At 65.8% G+C, this 19,095-nt stretch carries 18 protein-coding genes; 6 read left to right on the top strand and 12 right to left on the bottom strand.

What is annotated here, in order from left to right:
• Positions 1-70: 70 nt before the first annotated feature.
• Entirely contained in the window at positions 71-850 is a 780-nt protein-coding gene (locus tag OXS31_RS09970) for an IclR family transcriptional regulator (protein ID WP_074583634.1), read from the top strand.
• 168 nt (positions 851-1,018) lie between these two features.
• Entirely contained in the window at positions 1,019-2,050 is a 1,032-nt protein-coding gene (locus OXS31_RS09965; protein WP_042134297.1) for a GGDEF domain-containing protein, read from the top strand.
• A 13-nt stretch (positions 2,051-2,063) separates the two neighbouring features.
• Here OXS31_RS09965 and OXS31_RS09960 read toward each other — a convergent pair whose 3' ends face one another.
• Complete coding sequence (locus tag OXS31_RS09960) at positions 2,064-3,734, bottom strand: methyl-accepting chemotaxis protein (protein ID WP_267398824.1); 1,671 nt, start codon at positions 3,732-3,734, stop codon at positions 2,064-2,066.
• Positions 3,735-3,895: 161 nt separating this feature from the next.
• Between OXS31_RS09960 and OXS31_RS09955 the strand changes: the two genes are divergently transcribed.
• A complete protein-coding gene (locus tag OXS31_RS09955; protein WP_267398823.1) occupies positions 3,896-5,086 on the top strand; it encodes an MFS transporter in 1,191 nt (396 codons plus the stop codon).
• On the opposite strand, the gene OXS31_RS09950 is transcribed toward OXS31_RS09955, so the two are convergent.
• Entirely contained in the window at positions 5,083-5,346 is a 264-nt protein-coding gene (locus OXS31_RS09950; RefSeq protein ID WP_027599258.1) for a hypothetical protein, read from the bottom strand. The two genes, OXS31_RS09955 and OXS31_RS09950, sit on opposite strands and share 4 nt — an antisense overlap.
• Before the next feature lie 50 nt (positions 5,347-5,396).
• The gene (locus OXS31_RS09945) at positions 5,397-5,849 is read right to left on the bottom strand and encodes a MarR family transcriptional regulator (RefSeq protein WP_007161805.1); all 453 of its coding nucleotides are present in this window, start codon (positions 5,847-5,849) and stop codon (positions 5,397-5,399) included.
• Positions 5,850-6,097: 248 nt separating this feature from the next.
• Between OXS31_RS09945 and OXS31_RS09940 the strand changes: the two genes are divergently transcribed.
• Positions 6,098-7,258 (top strand): MFS transporter, encoded by a 1,161-nt coding sequence (locus tag OXS31_RS09940; protein WP_139346989.1) that lies wholly within the window; start codon positions 6,098-6,100, stop codon positions 7,256-7,258.
• Between the two features lie 89 nt (positions 7,259-7,347).
• Positions 7,348-8,004 (top strand): ion channel, encoded by a 657-nt coding sequence (locus tag OXS31_RS09935; RefSeq protein ID WP_027602391.1) that lies wholly within the window; start codon positions 7,348-7,350, stop codon positions 8,002-8,004.
• Here the strand turns inward: OXS31_RS09935 and solA are convergent.
• The 9 genes from solA to OXS31_RS09890 all read right to left on the bottom strand — a co-directional run bounded on the left by solA (position 8,001) and on the right by OXS31_RS09890 (position 17,990).
• The gene (solA, locus tag OXS31_RS09930) at positions 8,001-9,170 is read right to left on the bottom strand and encodes an N-methyl-L-tryptophan oxidase (protein ID WP_267398821.1); all 1,170 of its coding nucleotides are present in this window, start codon (positions 9,168-9,170) and stop codon (positions 8,001-8,003) included. The two genes, OXS31_RS09935 and solA, sit on opposite strands and share 4 nt — an antisense overlap.
• Positions 9,171-9,457: 287 nt before the next feature.
• A complete protein-coding gene (gene dctM / locus OXS31_RS09925; RefSeq protein ID WP_027599254.1) occupies positions 9,458-10,741 on the bottom strand; it encodes a C4-dicarboxylate TRAP transporter large permease protein DctM in 1,284 nt (427 codons plus the stop codon).
• Complete coding sequence (locus OXS31_RS09920; protein WP_027599253.1) at positions 10,738-11,379, bottom strand: TRAP transporter small permease; 642 nt, start codon at positions 11,377-11,379, stop codon at positions 10,738-10,740. The genes dctM and OXS31_RS09920 overlap by 4 nt, the downstream gene beginning before the upstream one ends.
• A 55-nt stretch (positions 11,380-11,434) precedes the next feature.
• On the bottom strand, positions 11,435-12,436 hold the full coding sequence (locus OXS31_RS09915) for a TRAP transporter substrate-binding protein (RefSeq protein ID WP_027599252.1): 1,002 nt from the start codon (positions 12,434-12,436) through the stop codon (positions 11,435-11,437).
• A 69-nt stretch (positions 12,437-12,505) separates the two neighbouring features.
• Positions 12,506-13,390: a CoA ester lyase gene (locus OXS31_RS09910; RefSeq protein WP_042134308.1), complete on the bottom strand. Its 885-nt coding sequence runs from the start codon at positions 13,388-13,390 to the stop codon at positions 12,506-12,508.
• Entirely contained in the window at positions 13,387-14,586 is a 1,200-nt protein-coding gene (locus OXS31_RS09905; RefSeq protein ID WP_267398819.1) for a CaiB/BaiF CoA-transferase family protein, read from the bottom strand. The genes OXS31_RS09910 and OXS31_RS09905 overlap by 4 nt, the downstream gene beginning before the upstream one ends.
• A 16-nt stretch (positions 14,587-14,602) precedes the next feature.
• Entirely contained in the window at positions 14,603-15,952 is a 1,350-nt protein-coding gene (locus OXS31_RS09900) for an MmgE/PrpD family protein (protein WP_267398817.1), read from the bottom strand.
• Between the two features lie 10 nt (positions 15,953-15,962).
• Complete coding sequence (locus tag OXS31_RS09895) at positions 15,963-17,123, bottom strand: acyl-CoA dehydrogenase family protein (RefSeq protein WP_027602396.1); 1,161 nt, start codon at positions 17,121-17,123, stop codon at positions 15,963-15,965.
• Between the two features lie 39 nt (positions 17,124-17,162).
• Positions 17,163-17,990: a MaoC family dehydratase N-terminal domain-containing protein gene (locus OXS31_RS09890; RefSeq protein WP_267398816.1), complete on the bottom strand. Its 828-nt coding sequence runs from the start codon at positions 17,988-17,990 to the stop codon at positions 17,163-17,165.
• 124 nt (positions 17,991-18,114) lie between these two features.
• On the opposite strand from OXS31_RS09890, the gene OXS31_RS09885 reads away from it, so the two are divergent.
• Positions 18,115-19,029, top strand: coding sequence for a LysR substrate-binding domain-containing protein (locus OXS31_RS09885; RefSeq protein ID WP_144945117.1), 915 nt, complete (start codon positions 18,115-18,117; stop codon positions 19,027-19,029).
• Positions 19,030-19,095: the final 66 nt, after the last annotated feature.

Below are 19,095 nucleotides of genomic sequence, written 5' to 3'. Positions count from 1 at the left end.
TACGCAAAAAGTAAATTGAACCTGGCGGAGCGTCAAGCTATAACGCTGCCTTTCCACGGCGAGCGAATCGATGACAGACATTCCCGAAGCAGCACCCCCACGGCGGCAGAAGGTGCAGGCGGCCGAGGTCGGCACCGATATCCTCAAGGCCCTCGCCGAGCTGGCACCCTCCACGTCCCTGTCGCGCCTGGCCAGCCACCTGGACATGCCCGCCAGCAAGGTGCATCGCTACCTGCAGGCGCTGATCGCCAGCGGTTTCGCCGAGCAGGATCCACGAACCAATCACTACGGACTCGGCCAGGCCGCCCTCTTCGTCGGCCTGGCCGCCCTGGGTCGACTGGATGTGGTGAAGCTGGCGGCGCCGGTGCTGGCCGACCTGCGCGACGAGGTCGGCGAGACCTGCTTTCTGGCGGTCTGGGGCAACAAGGGCCCGACGGTGGTGCTGGTTGAACAGGCGGTGCGCGCCGTCACCCTGGTGACCCAGGTCGGTTCGGTGCTGCCGCTACTGGGCTCGTCCACCGGCCTGGTGTTCAACACCTTCCTGCCGGATGCCGAGACCGCGGCGTTGCGTGCGGAAGAGTTGCGCCAACCGGCTGCGCCCAGCGCCGCGACCCTGGCGGAGGCCGCGCGCCAGCTAAGGGAAACCCATATCCAGCCGGTGCACGGCCTGCTGATGGCGGGGGTCAATGCCCTCTCCGCGCCACTGCTAGGAGCCGGCGGCCGGCTGGCCGGCGTCCTGACCGTGGTCGGTGCCGCGCCAGGCTTCCAGGCCGAGGTCGAAAGCGCCGCCGCGCTGCATCTGCGGGCAGCCGCCCAGGCCATCAGCGGGCGGCTGGGTGGAAAGCTCTGACGATTGGCGTCGCAGTGCAGCCGTCAGGAGCGCCGATGGTCGCGGCGGCGCTCCGCTTGATCCTTTCTACCCTCCATTCGGCTAAAGGATCCCCCAGACTGGCCGTTTGCCATTAAGCTTACTGTTAGCGCGTTTATCATTGGCGCACTGCTTTATGGTGATCCCTTCATGACTGCTCTTTCCTATCGTGATCGCAACCAGGCTCTCAACGACTCCCTGGGCAAATTCTGGCAGGTCGCCAAACCCGTGGTTCAGGCGGCCATGGCCATTCATGTGGCGTTGCTGGTCGTTTTCATCCTGCTCGACCAGATCCTGATGGCCTGGGCCAACGTGCTCAGCATCGCCGCCTACGTGGGCTGTCTGGCCGCCCTGCGCCAGCGGCGCTATCGCATCGCCAGCCTGACCATGAGTTGCGAGATCGTCGCCCACGCCTGGATCGCCACCTGGCAACTCGGCTGGGACAGCAACTTCCACTACTACGTGCTGTGCATCCTGCCGATCGTCATCTACAACTACCGCACCGCGCCGATCCGCCATCTGCTGCTGGTCTCCGGCATCCTGGTGACCCTGGCGGGCGGCTATCTGCTGCACCCACCCGCCACCCTCGCGCCCCTGGCGATGAAGCTGTTCGGCACCATCAACATCATCAGCGCCCTGGGGCTGCTGCTTTACGGCACCGGCGCCTCCTTCCACCACAGCACCAAGATGCAGCTGGACCTGTTGCACTCCGCCAGCCACGACAGCCTCACCAACCTCTACAACCGGCGGCGGATTCTCGACCAGGCGGAAAAGCACAGTGGCGTGAGTGGCAGCCTCATCCTCTTCGACGTCGATCACTTCAAGCACATCAACGACCGCTTCGGCCACGACTGCGGCGATCTGGTGCTGCAGGGGATCGCCGACGTCATCCGCCGCGAGGTGCGCCATTCCGATCTGGCGGCGCGCTGGGGTGGCGAGGAATTCCTGGTGCTGCTGCCCCAGGCGCGAACCGAGGTGGCCTGGGGCGTGGCGGAACGCATCCGCCAGCGCCTGACCGAGGTCACCGAATCACTCGAACGCGGTCCCGCGCGGGTCACGGCCACCCTGGCGGTCTGCGAGATTCGCGATTGCGAAGCCTTCGCCAGCGCCCTGGAGCGCGCCGACCAGGCGCTCTACCGGGGCAAACAGGAAGGCCGCGACCGGGTGATGCTGGCGGCCTGAGCCCCCGGCCGCCCTAGACCACGAAGCGCTGCAGGGCACCGTGCAGATCGGCGGCCAGGGCGGACAGCTGCTGGCTGCTGGCACTGGTCTGCTGGGCGCCGGCGGCGGTCTGGTTCGCCGCGTCGCGGATCAGCGTCAGATTGCGATCGACCGCCGCCGTGGTAGCCGTCTGCTCTTCGGTGGCCGCGGCGATGGCGTCATTGCGCTGGCCGATGGCGGTGATGGCCTGGGTGATGCCTTCCAGCACCTGCCAGGTGGCCTGGGCCTGGTCGCGGGTATGGCTGGCCTGGAGGCGACTCTGATCCAGGGCGATCACCGTCTTCTCGCTGACCTGCTGCATGCCGCCGATCAGGCCTTCGATCTCGCGGGTGGAGTCGCCCGTACGGCTGGCCAGCCCACGCACCTCGTCGGCCACCACGGCAAAGCCACGCCCGGCTTCCCCGGCACGGGCCGCCTCGATGGCGGCGTTGAGCGCCAGCAGGTTGGTCTGCTCGGCGACGTTGCGGATGACGTCGAGCATCTTGCTGATGCCCTTGGACTGCGCGGCCAGCTGGTCCGCCTGGTTGGCCGCATCGTCCACATTGCCCACCAGCTGGGTGATGGCGGCCAGCGTCTGCTTGACCTGCGCCTGTCCCTGCTTGGCCTGATCGACGCAGCGCTGCGATTCGGCAGAGGTGGAGGTCGCGTGCTCGCACACCGCCTGGACCGCCTGATTGAGCTGGGTGACGGCATTGGCCGCATGCTGGATATCGGTCGTCTGCTGCTCCAGGTTGCGGCAGCTGTCATCCATCACGGCGCTCACCTGGGTCGAGGCCGAGGCCAGCTGCTCGGAGGCATTGCCGGTGTGGGCCAGCACCTCGCGCAGATTGCCCTGCATACGCTCCAGCGCCAGCAGCAGCATGGCCGCCTCGTCGCGTCCCTCGGGCTGGATGTTCTGCCGCAGGTCACCCGCGGCGATGCCGCCGGAGATGTCCAGGGCCTGGCGTAGCGGCTGCACCACGCTGCGGGTCAGGCGCCAGGCCAGCAGCAGCAGAAGCAGAATGGCACCACCTATGACCGACCAGACGATGGCGCGGGCCTGGACGAACTGGGCGTTGGCCACCTCCTTGGCCTGGGCGGCGCCCTGCTTGTTCAATTCGCGCAGGAGTTGCACCTGCATGTCCATCAGATCGCCCTTGAGGCCGACCACGGTATCCAGCTGTACCCGCGCGGCCGGGATCTGCTGCTGCTCGATCAGCCGCACCTCCTCGCGCAGTCCTTCCACGAAGGGCTGGTAGGCGTCGTGCAACGCCTTGATCGAGTCGCCCTCGGTCGCGTCGGTGACGACCGGCGCATAATCCCGGAACAGCTGGTCGGTCTCGTTGACCAGTTGCTCCAGGGTGACGCGGCTCATGGCCACGGCGCCCGAATCCTCGGCATTGAGCAGCACCACCGAGGCCTGGTTGCGCAACTTGCCAAGGTTGATCGCCAGGGAATCGGCAATGGCGATACTGGGCAGCCAGTCCTGCTCCATGCTCAGGGCCTGTCGGCGCAGCTGCTGCATTTCCCACAGCGAAAAGCTGCCCAGCCCGGCAAGCAGCACGGCGGCAAAAGTAAAGGAACACAGCATCCGCGGGCCGGTCTTGAGCGTTCGCAACCAGGAGCGGCGGGACAGACGGCGAAAGGGGGCAAGGATACGAAGCATGGGGGCGTCACTGCATGAAGACGGTCAAGCACAGGAGCCTAGGCAAGCAAGATGTCGGACTGATTACAAAATGCCTTCATCCAGATAAATCTGACGATTGCGGCAAAAGATAACTGGGGCTAAGGTCCGCCCCTCTGTCCGCCAACCTGCCCGCCGCTGTCATGACTACCCCTACCGCCAAGGCTTCGTCCTTCCAGATCCTGCTGCTCGGCATCGCCCAGATCCTCGTCTGGGGTGGCTCCTTTTTCATTCTGGCGGTGCTCGCCGATCCGGTGGTCCGGCAAACCGGCTGGTCCCGGCAGTGGGTCTATGGCGGACTTTCCCTCGGGGTGCTGGTGTCCGGCCTGCTGGCACCGGCGTGCGGCCGCCTGATCGCCCGCCAGGGGGGCCGCACCTTGCTGTCGCTGAGCGGCCTGGGGGTGGCGGCCGGGCTGGTGCTGATGGCCAGCGCCCAGCAGTTGCCGGTGTTTCTGCTCGCCTGGGTGGTGATGGGCATCGGCATGGCCGCGGGTCTGTACGATGCGCTGTTCGCCACCCTGGGCACCTGCTACGGCACCCAGGCCCGTTCGGCCATCAGCGGTATCACCCTGGTATCGGGCTTCTGCACCGCCATCACCTGGCCCGTAGCCGCCTTCCTGGTCAGTCACCTCGGCTGGCGCGGTGCCTGCCTGGCCTATGCGGCCGTCCTGCTGCTGACGATCTGGCCGCTCTATCGCCGCGCCCTGCCCGCACCGGTCCTCGTCACTCAGGCACCCCGGACCGGCCAGGCGGCATCGGCCGTGCCGGTCAACCGGGCGCTGTACACCGTGCTCACGGCACTCTTCACCCTGGGCGCGATGCTGATGACGGCAATTTCCGTTCAACTGATCACCCTCCTGCAGGGGCTCGGCTACAGCCTGGCGAGTGCGGTGGCGCTGAGCACCTGCCTGGGGCCGAGCCAGGTGGCCTCGCGGATCATCGACCTGCTCAACCGCAATGGTCACCCGCTGTGGACGGCCCTGGCCTCGGTGGTCTGCACGGCCGCCGGCCTGCTGCTGGTGACCCTGGGGCCTGGCCTGGTCTGGGTGACGGTCGTGGGTCTGGTGATCTTCGGTGCGGGCAATGGCCTGCGGGCGATCATTCGGGGCGCCCTGCCGCTGGCGCTCTGGAATCCGGCGGAATACGCCACCGTCCTGGGCCGCATGGCGCGCCCGGCGCTACTCGGCCAGGCGGCCACGCCCCTGCTCTGCGGCTATGTGCTGGAACATCACGGCCCCCAGGCGGTGCTGGCCCTGCTCTGCCTGCTGGCGCTGATCAACGTGGCCCTGGTCGCCTGGCTGTTCAGAGCGTTGTTCGGCCGTGCCCCGGCCTAGTCGCAGGCGATTTCCAGAGGGACCAGGCGCAGCTTGATACCGGTGCGGCGCAGGGTAAGGATATCGCCCTCGCGCTGTCCGACCTCGTCGCCCAGGGTACTGCGGAGCGTCTCGCCGAGCAGCCGCGCATAGGTCCGCGGGTCCTCGCCTTGACAGCTCTCGGCGATATGCAGCTCGCCCTGGAGCAACTTGCCGGCCGTGCGCCCGCTGGTGAGATCCACAAGCAGGTAATCCTGGTCGGGCTGATAGTTGAAGGTCATACGAATTCCCCGGCGACTGTAGCCATGGGAACCGATCAGGGCGGGTTGGTTCAGGACGTCGGGTTGCCTTCCTCGTCCAGGCGGTTGCGCAACATGACCAGGGTCTCGCGCAGATCGTCCAGCCCGGCATCGCCCAGCGCGCAGACCTGCCGCACCCGGCTGTTGACGCCGTTGGCCTGGTCACGCAGCGAGCGACCCGCTGGCGTCAGTTCGATCGACAGGTTGCGCTCGTCCTCGGCGCTGCGCCGGCGCGTGACCAGCCCGGCCGCTTCCAGGCGCTTGACCACGGGGGTCAGGGCACCGGAATCCTGCCGCAGTCGATTGGACAGTTCCTTGAGCGTGAGGCCGTCATGCTCCCAGAGCACCAGCATGATCAGGTACTGCGGGAAGGTCAGGCCCATGCTCTCCAGCAGGGGTTTGTAGAGTTGCGTCATCGCCAGCGAAGCCGAATACAGGGAAAAGCACAGTTGCTGGTCAAGGAGCAGTGGATCTTTGGCTGTCATGGGATCTGCCATTACAAAACGTGAAAAGAGTGGAAGGTGCAAGCGCCCCAACGCGAGCCGAAAGGCCGCCTGGCGTGAGTTCGGTTGCCGGAAACATCCGGTAACTGGCACTGGATTCCGATACCACAGGATGCCACAGTGAGCGGCTGGACATAAATAATAAGGGTAATACCTGCATGGCCGTTTCCTCTGCCACGCCAGCCATTCCTGGCGAAACCCCCACCGCCGCCCTGCCCGGCGCCTCGCCGATGGTGGCGGGCATTCTGGCCTCCTGTGCTCTGGCCCACCTGATCAACGACCTGATCCAGTCCGTCCTGCCCTCGATCTATCCCATGCTCAAGGATAGTTATGGTCTGACGTTTACCCAGATCGGTCTGATCACCCTGGCCTTCCAGATCACCGCCTCGCTGCTGCAACCCTGGATCGGCTTCCATACCGACCGCCATCCTAAACCCTATCTGCTGCCCGCCGGCATGGTCTGTACCCTGATTGGTGTACTGCTGCTCGCCTTTGTCGGCAGCTTTCCCGCGATCCTGGCCGCCTCGGCGCTGATCGGCGTCGGCTCCTCGACCTTCCATCCGGAAACCTCGCGGGTAGCGCGCCTGGCGTCGGGCGGTCGCTTCGGCCTGGCGCAATCCACCTTCCAGGTCGGCGGCAACGCCGGCACCGCCATCGGCCCCCTGCTGGCCGCCGCCATCGTCATTCCCTATGGCCAGACGCATGTCGCCTGGTTCGCGCTCTTCGCGCTGTTCGCCATCGGCGTGCAGTACGGACTGTCGCGCTGGTATCGCAATCACCTGCGCAGCGCCAAGGGGCGCAAGGCCGCCGCGGTCAGCCATGGCCTGTCGCGCGGTCGGGTGACCTTCGCGCTGATCGTGCTGGCGCTGCTGGTGTTCTCCAAGTACATCTACATGGCCAGCATCACCAGCTATTTCACCTTCTATCTCATCGAGCGCTTCGGCCTCTCGGTCGCCAGCTCCCAACTGCACCTCTTCCTCTTCCTGGGTGCGGTCGCGGCCGGCACCTTCTTCGGCGGCCCCATCGGCGATCGCATCGGCCGCAAGGCGGTCATCTGGTTCTCGATTCTGGGCGCGGCGCCCTTCACCCTCGCCCTGCCCTACGTCGACCTGTTCTGGACCAGCGTGCTCAGCGTCATCATCGGCTTCATCCTGGCCTCGGCCTTTTCGGCGATCGTGGTGTACGCCCAGGAACTGGTCCCGGGCAACGTGGGCATGATCGCCGGCATCTTCTTCGGCCTGATGTTCGGCGTTAGTGCCATCGCCGCCGCGGGCCTGGGCAACCTCGCGGACCACCACGGCATCGAATACGTCTACCAGCTGTGCTCCTACATGCCGCTGCTCGGGATCCTCACCCTCCTGCTGCCCTCCACCCGCCGCAAGGCGGCCTGAGGTGCAGGCCACGGGAGCGCAAGGCTCCCGTGGCGAAGCGCTGCGCCACCCGCTACGCTGGCCGCCCCTGAGCCTTTCGCCGAGTCGCGATGAAGAGTCCCCTGCACTACCTGGTCCGTTATCCTTCCGCCAACCTGCTGTTCATCCAGCTCCTCGGCCTGCTGCTCTACCCGCTGGTGGAACAGGAAGAGCATGGCCGCGCCATCATCGGCGCCTTCGGCATCATCGTCCTGGCCACCGCCCTGCGCATGGTGCGACGCAGTCCGACCATCCAGTGGCTGGGGTTCATCCTCGCCGGCTGCATCCTGGTGCTCACGGTGCTGGTGGAATGGCACGGCAATCCCCACCTGGTGGTATCCCTGGCCATTCTTGACTCGGTCTTCTACTTCTATGCGGCAGGCAGTCTCATCGCCTACATGATGGAAGACCAGCGCGCGACCACCGATGAACTCTTTGCCGTGGGTGCGACCTTCACCCTGCTGGCATGGGCCTTCGCCCACGCCTACTCGGCCTGTCAGATCCTGCAGCCCAACAGCTTCACCGCGGCCAACGACCCCTTGGCTGCGCGGACCTGGACCGAGCTGCTCTATGTCAGCTTCGCCATCCTCTCCGGCGTCGGCTTGAGCGATATCTATCCGATCAAGCCGATGGCGCGCTCGCTGGTGATGCTCGGCCAATTCTCCGGCGTCATGTACATCGCCCTGGTGGTGACGCGGCTGGTCACCCTGACGGTGCGCAGCCGCTAGCCGAATCGCGCGAGGCTGAAGCTGTCGAGATCGATGTCGCTGCGCCCGGTGGTCACCCGCTGGGCGAGCGCCTCGCCCAGCGCCGCCGAATGCTTGAAACCATGCCCCGAGCAGGCGCTGACCACGGTCACGCCCGGCAGCGCCGGATGTTCGTCGACGATGAATCCGAAGTCGGGTGTCACGGTGTAGGCGCAGACCGCGCTGCGCACCGCCCGGTCTGCAAGACCGCCAACCCACCTCCCGACTTGATTACCGAACAACTTGCTTGATTCTTCCGGGTAAATCGACCGATCAATGCCTAAAGGGGTGGTATTATTCTGGTACTGCTCCGTGGCGACCTTGACGGCGTTTTCGCCTGGCAAGGGGGGAAAGCCGTAGAAGAGATCGCTGTCGCCACTGCCATGGGCGAGGATGAAGCTGGGTGAATCCGCCGGAAACAGTCCCGGCCTGGCGACTTCGAACCAGTGCAGCGTCTGCCGACAGACGCGCAGCAGCCGGTCGAAAGGTGCGCCCAGCAATTCAGCGCTCCACATGCCGGCGGCGACGATGACCCGCTTCGCCCGCCAGTGGCCTTGCGCCGAATGCAGCAATACGCCCTGCTCGTCCGCTTCCAGGCGCTCGATGACGGTATCGGTATGGACCTGGGCGCCCCGCTCGCGCGCCCCGTCCAGTTGCGCCTGGATACAGGCTTCCGGATAGAGATAACCGCCGCCTGGTTCGAAATAGCCCAGGGCATCGTCTGCCACGCAAAATTGCGGGAAGCGCTGGCGAATGGCGGCGCCGTCCCAGGCTTCATGAGGGATCCCGTACTGGCGTGCCAGCTCCAGGGTGGCCCGGGTGAAGTCCGGGCGGCCATGATGGGAGGTCGCCGTCGCGGTGGCGGTCATGATCAGCACCCCGCATTGCTCGAACAGCCGGACGCCCCGCTCCGCCTCCAGCTCGCGCCAGAGGTGCTGCGAACGGATCGCCAGCGGTACATAGGCCGCGCCCTCGCCTACGGCCTGGCGGGTGATGCGGGTGGCGCCGTGGCTGGAGCCCAGGTCGTGGGGCGGCGCATAGCGATCGATGCCCGCGACCCGGACCCCACGCTTCGCCAGCTGGTAGAGCGTGGCCGCCCCCATGGCGCCCAGGCCCAGGACAATGACGTCATGAGTCGCGCTGGTCATCTTACCCCCTGCTCTTTTTCGCTTATCGAGCGCGAACGCTAGCAGGGTGAGCTGTCCAGGACCAAGGGCGGAGTCAGCAATGGGCGGTCATCGTCTCCATCAAGTGTTCGCGCGAAAGGAGTCGAACGGTAGAAGTTCACCCCGCACAGGGTGGTATTGAGTGATGAACGATGCAGGGCCGGGTAGCGACGAGGACGGTTCCGGCCAATCGTGCTATGCGTGGTGCGGCCTCAACCACCAGGTGAAGAGTCCGGTTGCCGGACTCTTCACCTGTTCACCCCCCTACCTCAGGTCATGCCCAGCCAGTTCGGCAAGGCCAGGGACAGATAAGGCACATAGGTCACCAGGATGAGGAAGGCCAGCATCACCAGCAGCCAGGGGGAAACGGCTCTGATGGTCGTGGTGAGCGGCATGCCGGTCACCGCTGAGGTGACGAACAGATTGAGGCCCGTCGGCGGCGTGATCAGCCCGATCTCCATGTTGACCACCATGATGATCCCCAGATGGATCGGATCGATCCCGAGCTGCACGGCGATCGGGAACAGGATGGGAGCCAGGATCAGGATGATCGCCGACGGCTCCATGAAGGTGCCCGCGATCAGCAGCACGATGTTCACCACGATCAGGAATTCCATCGGCGAGAAGCCCTGGTCCACCACCCAGCGGGTGATCGACTGGGGAATCTGCTCGGTGGTCAGGACATGGGCGAAGAGCATGGCGTTGGCGATGATGAACATCAGCACCACGGACAGCTTGGCCGCGTCGATCAGCACCCGATGGCACTGCCGCAGCTGCATGTCCTTGTGCACGAAGACCGCGACGATGGCGGCGTAGATCGCCGAGACCGCCGCCGCTTCCGTGGGCGTGAACATGCCGGAATAGATGCCGCCAAGGATGATCACGATCAGCATCAAGCCCCAGATGGCGCGCCGTCCGGTCCGCAGCACCTCCTTGAAGGAAGCTCGCGGTAGCGCCGGAATGTTCTTGATGCGGGCGATGATGTAGATGGTCACCATCAGCACCAGGCCCAGCAGCAACCCCGGCACCACCCCCGCCATGAACAGCTTGCCCACCGAGGATTCGGTGGCCGTCGCATAGACCACCATGACGATGGAGGGCGGGATGAGGATCCCCAGGGTGCCGGCATTGCAGACGATGCCGGCGGCGAATTCGCGCTTGTAGCCCGAACGGACCATGCCGGCGATGACGATGGAGCCCACCGCGGCCACGGTGGCTGGCGACGATCCGCAGAGGGCGGCGAACAGCATGCAGGCCAGGATCGCGGCGATGGCCAAGCCGCCCCGGATATGGCCGACGCAGGCGTTGGCGAACTCGATCAGCCGATGGGCCACCCCGCCCGTGGTCATGAAGGCTCCGGCCAGGAGAAAGAACGGGATCGCCATCAGGGTGTAGTGCTCGCTGGTCTCGAACAACTTGATGGCCAACGAGCGCACCGAGTCGTTGCTGAACAGCAGGATGGTGAGGGCACCGGAAAGCCCCAGGGAAACGGCCACCGGAATGCCGATGAACATGAGGGCGAACAGCGCCAGGAACAAGAAGGTAATGGTCATGGCTGGCGCTCCGTGCCGTGCTGGCCGTCGACGAGTCGGAGGGCATCCTCGGCTTCGCTATGGCCCCCGAAGCCGCTCTGCTCGTTGCGCAGAATGCGCAGGAACACCTCGACGAAGCGGATGAGCATCAGGGCGAAGCCGATCGGCACGATCATGACGATATGCCACTGACGCAGACCGAAGCGGTCGAGGTCCTCGGCGCCGATGTTGGCGTTCATTAGCGCCGCCACCCATTGTTGGCTGGAATAGGTCATCAGTCCGCAATAGAAGATACAGATGCCGACCGCCAGCAAGGCCACCGCCTTGCGCAAGGCGGGTGGAAAGGTCTTGACCAACAGATCGACCCCCAGGTGAGCGCCGATGCGCACGCCCCAGGCCAGACCGATAAAGATCAGCCAGCCGAACACCGCCTTGGTCAGGGCGATGCTCCAGGTCATTTCCTGGGAGACGAAGAGCAGGCCGTCCCCCATGGCCAACAGGGGTTCTTCCAGGAAGGCGCTGCGATCGGCCAGATAATAGAAAACGGCGTATACGTTGTTGACCACCACGTAGACGAAGGTGATCAGGGTCATGACCGCCAGCAGGAAGGCGACGAGCGCTTCCTCCAGCCGGCACCAGAGACGGGTCACGGCAGACATACGAACCTCCAACAGGCACTGACAGGGGGCGAAAGAAGGACGCGCTCGCGGGTCTTCAGCTGGCCTTGTTGGCGTTGACGGCTGCCTCGATCACCTCGCTGCCGATCTCTCCTTCGAACTTCTTCCAGACCGGCTGCATGGCCTTGCGCCACTCCTCGCGTTGCGCGGGAGTCAGTTCGATGATCTCGCTGGTGCCGGCTTTGGCGATGGCACCGCGAGCCTCGTCATTGAGTGCCTTGGCCTGACGGTTCACCTCCAGGGTGACCTCGTCCATCACCTTGTTGAGCTCGGTGCGCACGTCCTCGGGCAAGCCCTGCCAGAACGTGGTGTTGGTGATCACCATGTAGTCGATCAGGCCGTGGTTGGACTCGGTGAAATAGGGCTGGACCTCATGGATCTTCTGGCTGAAGTAGTTGGACCAGGTGTTTTCCGTGCCATTGACGACCCCGGTCTGCAGGCCCTGGTACACCTCGGCGAAACTCATCTTGCGCGGCGCGGCGCGCAAGGCCTTGAACTGCTCGTCGAGGACGGCGGAGGCCTGGACCCGGAACTTCAGACCGCGGGCATCCCTGGGTTCGCGCAGCGGCTTGTTGGCCGAGAGGACCTTGAGGCCGTTGTGCCAATAGGCCAGACCGGTGATGCCCTTGCCCTCCATGCTGGTCAGCAGCGCCTTGCCCTGGGGCCCGGCCTGGAAGCGGTCGACCGCGGCCATGTCATCGAACAGGAAGGGCAGATCGAAGACCTGCACCGCCTTGGCGTAATGCTCGAATTTGGCCAGCGAGGGGGCGAGCATCTGGACGTCGCCCAGCAGCAGGGCCTCCATCTCCTTGCCGTCGCCGAACAGCGAGGAGTTGGGGTACACCTCCACCTTCACCCGGCCGGGCAGGCGCTCTTCCGCCAGCTTCTTGAACAGCACGGCGCCCTGCCCCTTGGGCGTGTGCTCGGCGACCACATGGGCGAACTTGATGGTGATGGGCGCTTCATCCGCCGCGTACAGCGAACCGGCGAAGGAAAACACGGCGGCACAGAACAGCGTCTTGAACGGAAACGTGGGCATGGCGACACCTCATCTTGTTTTTGTAATCAGGTCGGGGTTATTAAACGCGCCCCCTCCGCGGGGCGGAATTCAGCATTGCCCAACAGGGCCTTCAGCTCCGCCTAACACGGGAGCCGCCTTTTCCAGGCGTCCGAGCAGACGGCGCGCGCGCCCTATCACGGGCGCATCGATCATCTTTCCGTCGACGACGAAGACCCCCTGCTCATCCTGACTCGCTGCGATCACCCGCTGCGCCCAGTCGATTTCCGTGGCCGTCGGCGCCAGGGTGCCATGCACCACGGCGACCTGGCGGGGATGAATGCACAACAGCCCGGCGAAACCCTGGTCGCGGGCGCTGGCGGTGGCCGCCGCCAGCCCGGTCAGGTCATCGATGGCCGGAAAGACGCTGTCCAGGGGTGCGGGCAGTCCAGCCAGTCGGCCTTCCAGCAGGAGTCGAAAGCGTGCCTGGTCCAGCAGCCGTTCCGCTGCCGCGGTACCGCTTTCCAAGCCGAGATCCAGGCCCAGATCCAGACCGCCGAGCACCAGGCGCTCCACCCCGGCAGCCCCGGCGATCTCCTTGAGTCGATCCAGACCCCGGGCGCTCTCGATGATCGGCCAGACGGGCTTGCCCGTCTCGGCATGGACGCGGTCGACCTGGGCGGCGCTTTCCGCCTTGGGCAGGACGATTCCGCGCACCTGCCCGAGGCGTTGGCACAGCGCCAGGTCGTCGCCATGCGCCGGGTGGGCGGCGGCATTGATGCGGATCCAGACCCGGAAGTCAGGCGCGGCGAGCAGTGCCTGTTCGAGGGCGTCACGTGCAGCTGTCTTGGCGGCTTCGGCGACCGCATCCTCCAAGTCCACGATCACCACATCGGCACCACTCGCCAGGGCCTTGCCGATTCGCTCCGGGCGCGTCGCCGGGACGAACAGGGCGGAGCGAGGATCGGCGGGAAGCGTGTCGGCGCCGGGGATCATGGTGCACCTCGCTGGGGCGCCGCGGCCAGGGCTACGGGGTCGTAGCCCAGCTCCTGCAATACCGCTGCGGTGTGTTCGCCCAGCGCGGGAATCGGATCCATCCGCGGCTCGAAGGCACTGTTGCTCGCCGGCGGCAACAGGGCGGGCAAGGGACCGGCCGGGCTGCCCACCTCACGCCAGCGATCGCGCTCGCGCAGCTGGGGATGCGCCCAGACCGCCGCCATGTCATTCACCTGGGCATTGGCGATCTGCGCCCGCTCCAGACGGGCGATGACCTCTGCGGTCTCGAGCTGGGCGAACGCCTCGACGATCAGGTCGCGCAGCGCGCCGCGATTCGCCGAGCGTTTGAAGTTGGCGGAAAATCGCGGATCCGTGGCCAGCTCCGGTTGCAACAGCACCTGCTCGCAGAAGAGCTGCCACTCCCGCTCGTTCTGCAGACCCAGCATCACCGTGCCGCCATTGCCTGCGGGAAAGGGCCCGTAGGGATAGATGGTGGAATGGGCGGCGCCGGCGCGCGCGGGCGGCGGCATGCCGGCATAGGCGTAATACAGCGGATAGCCCATCCACTCCACCAGGCTCTCCAGCATGCTGACCTCGACGCGACTGCCCTCCCCCGTCCGCTCCCGCAACAGCAGCGCCGACAGGATGCCACTGTAGGCATACATGCCGGCCGCGATGTCGGCGATGGAGCAGCCAGCCTTGGCCAGCTGGTCATCGTCAGGTCCCCCCGTCACCGAGAGAAAACCTGCCTCGCTCTGAATCAGCAGGTCGTAGGCTTTCTTGCGTTCATAGCTGCCACCGCCGCCATAGCCGGACACGTCGCAGACGATCAGCCGAGGAAAGCGCGCGTGCAGGACGTCGAAATCCAGCCCCAGCCGACTGGCCGCGCCCGGCGCCAGGTTCTGCAAGAGGACGTCCGCCTTGGCGAGCAGCCCATCCAGCACGGCGAGGGCGGCGTCCTGTTTGAGATCCAGGGCCACGCTCTCCTTGGAGCGATTGGTCCAGACGAAGTGGGAGGCGAGCCCGGCGACACGCTCGTCGTAGCCGCGGGCGAAATCGCCACTGCCCGGCCGCTCGATCTTGATGACGCGGGCGCCCAGGTCGGCCAGTTGCCGGGAGCAGAACGGGGCCGCGATCGCATGTTCGAGACTCACGACCGTGATGCCATCCAGAGGACGAGGTTTTTCGACAGCCATCTTGGTTCACTCCAGGTCAGGTGAAGCAGTAGAGATCCACGCACTCGTGCAGCCGCCAGGCCCGGGCGATCAGGGCCTCGGCATCGGCGGGCGTGCGCTTGCCGGCGAAGGCGACCAGCCGGCGGAATTTGTCTTCCAGTTCAGCCCTGTCGAGGGTATTGCCGGGATCGCCCTTGGGCTCGTCGATCCGTCCCTGCAGAACAGCGCCCTGGCGGGTCGTCACCTCGACCCTGCCCAGCCAACGCTGGGGATAGGCGGCGTCGACCTCGGGGTCCAGCCGCATGCCGACGCGTGCGCGGAAGGCCGCGACCGCGGGATCGTTCAGCGCGGCAGTCGCGAAATTACCCAGTTGCGCCTGGCCGTGGACGGCGATCAACCCCAGTACCGTGCCCATGGAAAACTTCGCCTGGTGCACGGTACGTGGCACCTCGACGCGACCGAGCACGTCCAGGGCGCCCTGGTGGACCCGCGCGGTCACCTGGGCGATGTCTTCGGGCACCAGGCGTTCGCGCTGCATCAGGTCCAACAGGGCATCGGCCGCAGGGTGGGTATGGCGGCAGGACGCATGGAACTTGAAGGAGGTTTCCAGCAAGGCCCAGCGCTGCCCCAGGCGATCGCTCAGCCGGCGGGCGTCGGCGTCAGTGGAGAGACCGGCGGCCAGGCCCTGCTCGCCCTCCAGGATGTTGCGCGCACCGGTCAACCCCTGCGCTGTGAGATAGGCCGCCAGCAGCCCATCCGCCGCCGCCTTGGCGGTATGCAGCTGCTTGGAATCCGCCGCGTCGCGCAGGAACTCCCAGAGCCCTGCCGCCTGGGTGCCCGCGTTGCCGAGCACCTGGATGAACTGCTCCCGGTCGAAGTCCAGCAGCTTGCCCACCGCCACCGCCGCGGCCAGGGTGCCCACGGTGGCCGTGGTATGGAAGATCCGATAGTGCGAGCGCCCGAGGAATTCTCCGATGCGGATACCCGCCTCATAGCCGGCAACCGCCGCGAGGATCAGCTCCTGTCCGCTCTTTCCCAGGTCCTGGGCCGCGGCCAGTGCGGCGGAAAAGACCACCGTGGCCGGATGCAGCACCGAGCTGTTGTGCAGATCATCCTGCTCCACCAGATGAGAGGCGGCGCCATTGACCAGCGCGGCGAAGTAGGCTGAGGTGCCGTAGGGCGCGACCAGTACCCGGGCACGCCCCTCGGGGGGGCCCATGCTCTGGGCATAGGCATGGAACAGCGGTATGGGATGGCTGCCATCACTGGCCAGCGCGGAGCCCAGCCAGTCGAGAAACAGCTCTTCGGTCCGCGTCACGACGCTGGCCGGCAGATCCGCATAGGCCAGCTCGCCGAGAAAGGCCGCCAGACGTTCGGTATGGGTCATGGCGGTCGCCCTAGAAGGAGCGTGGCAGTTCGAGCAGGTGCTCGGCCACGTAGGAAAGAATGAGGTTGGTGGAGATCGGGGCGACCTGGTACAGGCGCGTCTCGCGAAACTTGCGCTCGACGTCGTACTCGGTGGCGAAGCCGAAGCCTCCGTGCGTCTGCAGACAGGCGTTGGCCGCCTCCCAGCTGGCCTTGGCCGCCAGGTACTTGGCCATGTTGGCCGCCGCGCCGGCGTTTTCGCCGCGGTCGTACAGGTCGCAGGCGTGCCAGCGCATCAGATCCGCGGCTTCGATTTCGATATGGGCCTCGGCGATGGGAAACTGCACGCCCTGGTTCTGCCCGATGGGGCGACCGAACACCACCCGGTCGCGGGCATAGTGACGGGCCTTGTCGACGAACCACCGGCCATCGCCGATGCATTCCGCGGCGATCAGGGTGCGTTCGGCATTGAGACCGTCGAGGATGTAGCGAAACCCCTTGCCCTCCTCCCCGATGAGGTTGCTGGCGGGAATTTCCAGCTCGTCGAAGAACAGCTCGTTGGTTTCGTGATTGACCATGTTGGGGATGGGCCGAACGGTCAGCCCCTTGCCGATGGCCTCGCGCAGATCCACCAGAAAGATCGACATCCCCTCGGACTTGCGCTGGACGGCTTCCAGCGGCGTGGTCCGCGCCAGCAGGATCATCAGATCGGAATGCTGCACCCGGGAGATCCACACCTTCTGCCCATTGATCACATAGCGATCGCCCCTGCGCACCGCCGTGGTCTTGATCTTGGTGGTATCGGTGCCGGTGGTGGGCTCGGTGACGCCCATGGACTGGAGGCGCAGCTCGCCGCTGGCCAGCCGTGGCAGATAGGCGCTCTTCTGCTCGTCGCTGCCGTTTCGCAGCAGGGTGAACATGTTGTACATCTGCCCATGGATGGTGCCGGAATTGCCGCCGCAGCGATTCACCTCCTCCAGGATGATGGACGCCTCGGCCAGGCCCAGCCCCGAGCCGCCATAGGCTTCCGGAATCATGGCGGACAGCCAGCCCGCCTCGGTCATCGCCTGGACGAAGTCCTGGGGAAAGCCCTTCTGCTCATCGATCCTGCGCCAGTACTCGGCCGGGAAGCCGGCGCAGAGGCCACGGACGCCGTCGCGAATGGCAGAGAATTCTTCTTGTCGTTCGTCCAGCATGGGAGTTTCTCTCTTGTCGTTATAGGGGCACCGCTGTCACTCGAATCGCAGCCGAGCCACCTGGGCTGCACCGTCGCCATTTCCGGCCCACAGCTCCGCCTCGCCGGGCGCGATGACCTGACCACTGAGCGTGAAGGGAGCGGGCGCGATCAGCGGACGAACGCCGCGATAGCTGAACTGCCGTATCCGCGCGGTGGGATGAGCGCGACGGAAGCTGCGCAGCGACAGGGTCGCGATGAGCGGGCCATGGACGACCAGACCGGCATAGCCCTCCTGCTGGGTCGCGTAGGGCCAGTCGTAGTGGATGCGATGACCGTTGAAGGTCACCGCCGAATAGCGGAAGAGCAACGTCGGCTCGGGTACCACCGACTCCGCCCAGCTGCCGAGCGCGATGGCTTCGCCGCTGCCGGCCTTGGGCGCACCGGGCTCGCGATAGACCAGGTCCTGCTCTTCGCGCAGCACCAGTTCGTCCTGTTGGAAATAACGGTGCTCCACGGTCACGAACAGCAGGCTGCCGCTACGGCCCGTCTTCTCCTCGACGCGCAGCAGCGTCGAGACGCAGCGCGCCCGCTCGCCAACGTGCAGCTCGCCGAGAAAGTCCAGGCGCCCGCCTGCCCACATGCGATTACGCCCTTCCGCCGGCGGCAGGAAGGTACCGCGCGCCGCATGCCCATCGGGCCCGAGCTGGGCCCCTGCCACCGGGTTGTCGAAGAAGGCCCAGTGCCAGAGCGGCGGCAGCGCCTCGCCCGCCGCCAATGGCGGTTCATCGAAGGTGTGGGCGATGCGCGCTACCTGGCGTTGCCCCAGAAAATCCTCTGTTTCGAGGGTTCGTCCCACCCAGGCAGTGGCTGACGTCGCGTTCATGCTTGACTCCCATCGATAGGCTCATCGCCAGCTTGCGGGGAGTTGTTTCGTTCTGTGAATTTACATTTGCGTAATCCGGCATTCGGCTAGGCTGAACGCCAAAAAACGCACGGAGCACGCGAGCATGCATTTCGACCTGGCTGACCTGCGTCTTTTCATCCATATCGCCGAGTCGCCCAGCCTGACCCAGGGCGCACGCCGCGCGGCCCTGTCGCCGGCCGCCGCCAGCGCGCGAGTGAAGGCCCTCGAAAGCCAGTTCGGCATTCGCCTGCTCTACCGTGACAGTCGCGGCGTCGAGCTCACGCCAGCGGGCCAGCGCCTGCTGCAGCATGCCCGTCTCATCATGCGCCAGGTCGACTTTCTCAAAGGCGAATTCACCGAGTACCGCAGTGATGCCACCGGCCATATCCGCATCTTCGCCAACACGACCGCGGTCACCGAGTTCCTCCCCGGATTGCTCGCCGTCTATCTCGCGGATCGCCCGGGCGTGACGGTGGATCTGCAGGAGCGCCTCAATCGTGACATCGTCAGGGGGGTGATCGACGGGGCAGCGGATCTGGGCATCACCGCCGGACTGATCGAAGCGAGCAATCTGCAGATCCTGCCCTACAGCATGGATCGCCTGACGCTGGTCGTGCCCACCGGGCATCCCCTGGCCAGCCAGCCCCAGGTCACCTTGCGGGAGACCCTGGACTACCAGCACATCTGTCTGCGCGAGGGCACCAGCCTGCTGAATTTCCTGCGGGATCAGGTGGAACGTCTCGGTGCCACCCTGAATCTGCGTATCCAGCTCTCCAGTTTCGAGGCCGTGTGCCGCATGGTCGAAGCCAAGGTGGGCATCGGCATCCTGCCCGAATCCGCCGCCCGGCATCATGGCCGAAGCATGGCGATCCGGACGGTGAGGATCGAGGAACCCTGGGCGGTTCGCGAGCGAAACATTCTGGTCAGGGATCTTGAGGCACTACCGGAAAGCGTCCGCGCCCTGGTCAGGCTCCTGCAGGATTCCGCGGGGAGTTCCGACGCCCCAGGACATCTGTAAGCGCGCTCCTTCCCCAGGCGCCCACAGGCTTCCCAGGCAGCGGCTGGTGCCCGAAACTGGCGGCCC

This window comes from Pseudomonas sp. GM_Psu_1 (genome assembly GCF_026544185.1).
GTDB lineage: Bacteria > Pseudomonadota > Gammaproteobacteria > Pseudomonadales > Pseudomonadaceae > Chryseomonas > Chryseomonas oryzihabitans.
The sequence above is the reverse complement of the archived record's forward strand: the minus strand, read 5'-3'. Positions and strand labels throughout refer to the sequence as shown.

Coding starts and splice junctions, on each gene's coding strand:
- OXS31_RS09970 (WP_074583634.1), top strand. CDS start 71: ATGACAGACATTCCCGAAGCAGCACCCCCACGGCGGCAGAAGGTGCAG.
- OXS31_RS09965 (WP_042134297.1), top strand. CDS start 1,019: ATGACTGCTCTTTCCTATCGTGATCGCAACCAGGCTCTCAACGACTCC.
- OXS31_RS09960 (WP_267398824.1), bottom strand. CDS start 3,734: ATGCTTCGTATCCTTGCCCCCTTTCGCCGTCTGTCCCGCCGCTCCTGG.
- OXS31_RS09955 (WP_267398823.1), top strand. CDS start 3,896: ATGACTACCCCTACCGCCAAGGCTTCGTCCTTCCAGATCCTGCTGCTC.
- OXS31_RS09950 (WP_027599258.1), bottom strand. CDS start 5,346: ATGACCTTCAACTATCAGCCCGACCAGGATTACCTGCTTGTGGATCTC.
- OXS31_RS09945 (WP_007161805.1), bottom strand. CDS start 5,849: ATGACAGCCAAAGATCCACTGCTCCTTGACCAGCAACTGTGCTTTTCC.
- OXS31_RS09940 (WP_139346989.1), top strand. CDS start 6,098: ATGGTGGCGGGCATTCTGGCCTCCTGTGCTCTGGCCCACCTGATCAAC.
- OXS31_RS09935 (WP_027602391.1), top strand. CDS start 7,348: ATGAAGAGTCCCCTGCACTACCTGGTCCGTTATCCTTCCGCCAACCTG.
- solA (WP_267398821.1), bottom strand. CDS start 9,170: ATGACCAGCGCGACTCATGACGTCATTGTCCTGGGCCTGGGCGCCATG.
- dctM (WP_027599254.1), bottom strand. CDS start 10,741: ATGACCATTACCTTCTTGTTCCTGGCGCTGTTCGCCCTCATGTTCATC.
- OXS31_RS09920 (WP_027599253.1), bottom strand. CDS start 11,379: ATGTCTGCCGTGACCCGTCTCTGGTGCCGGCTGGAGGAAGCGCTCGTC.
- OXS31_RS09915 (WP_027599252.1), bottom strand. CDS start 12,436: ATGCCCACGTTTCCGTTCAAGACGCTGTTCTGTGCCGCCGTGTTTTCC.
- OXS31_RS09910 (WP_042134308.1), bottom strand. CDS start 13,390: ATGATCCCCGGCGCCGACACGCTTCCCGCCGATCCTCGCTCCGCCCTG.
- OXS31_RS09905 (WP_267398819.1), bottom strand. CDS start 14,586: ATGGCTGTCGAAAAACCTCGTCCTCTGGATGGCATCACGGTCGTGAGT.
- OXS31_RS09900 (WP_267398817.1), bottom strand. CDS start 15,952: ATGACCCATACCGAACGTCTGGCGGCCTTTCTCGGCGAGCTGGCCTAT.
- OXS31_RS09890 (WP_267398816.1), bottom strand. CDS start 17,990: ATGAACGCGACGTCAGCCACTGCCTGGGTGGGACGAACCCTCGAAACA.
- OXS31_RS09885 (WP_144945117.1), top strand. CDS start 18,115: ATGCATTTCGACCTGGCTGACCTGCGTCTTTTCATCCATATCGCCGAG.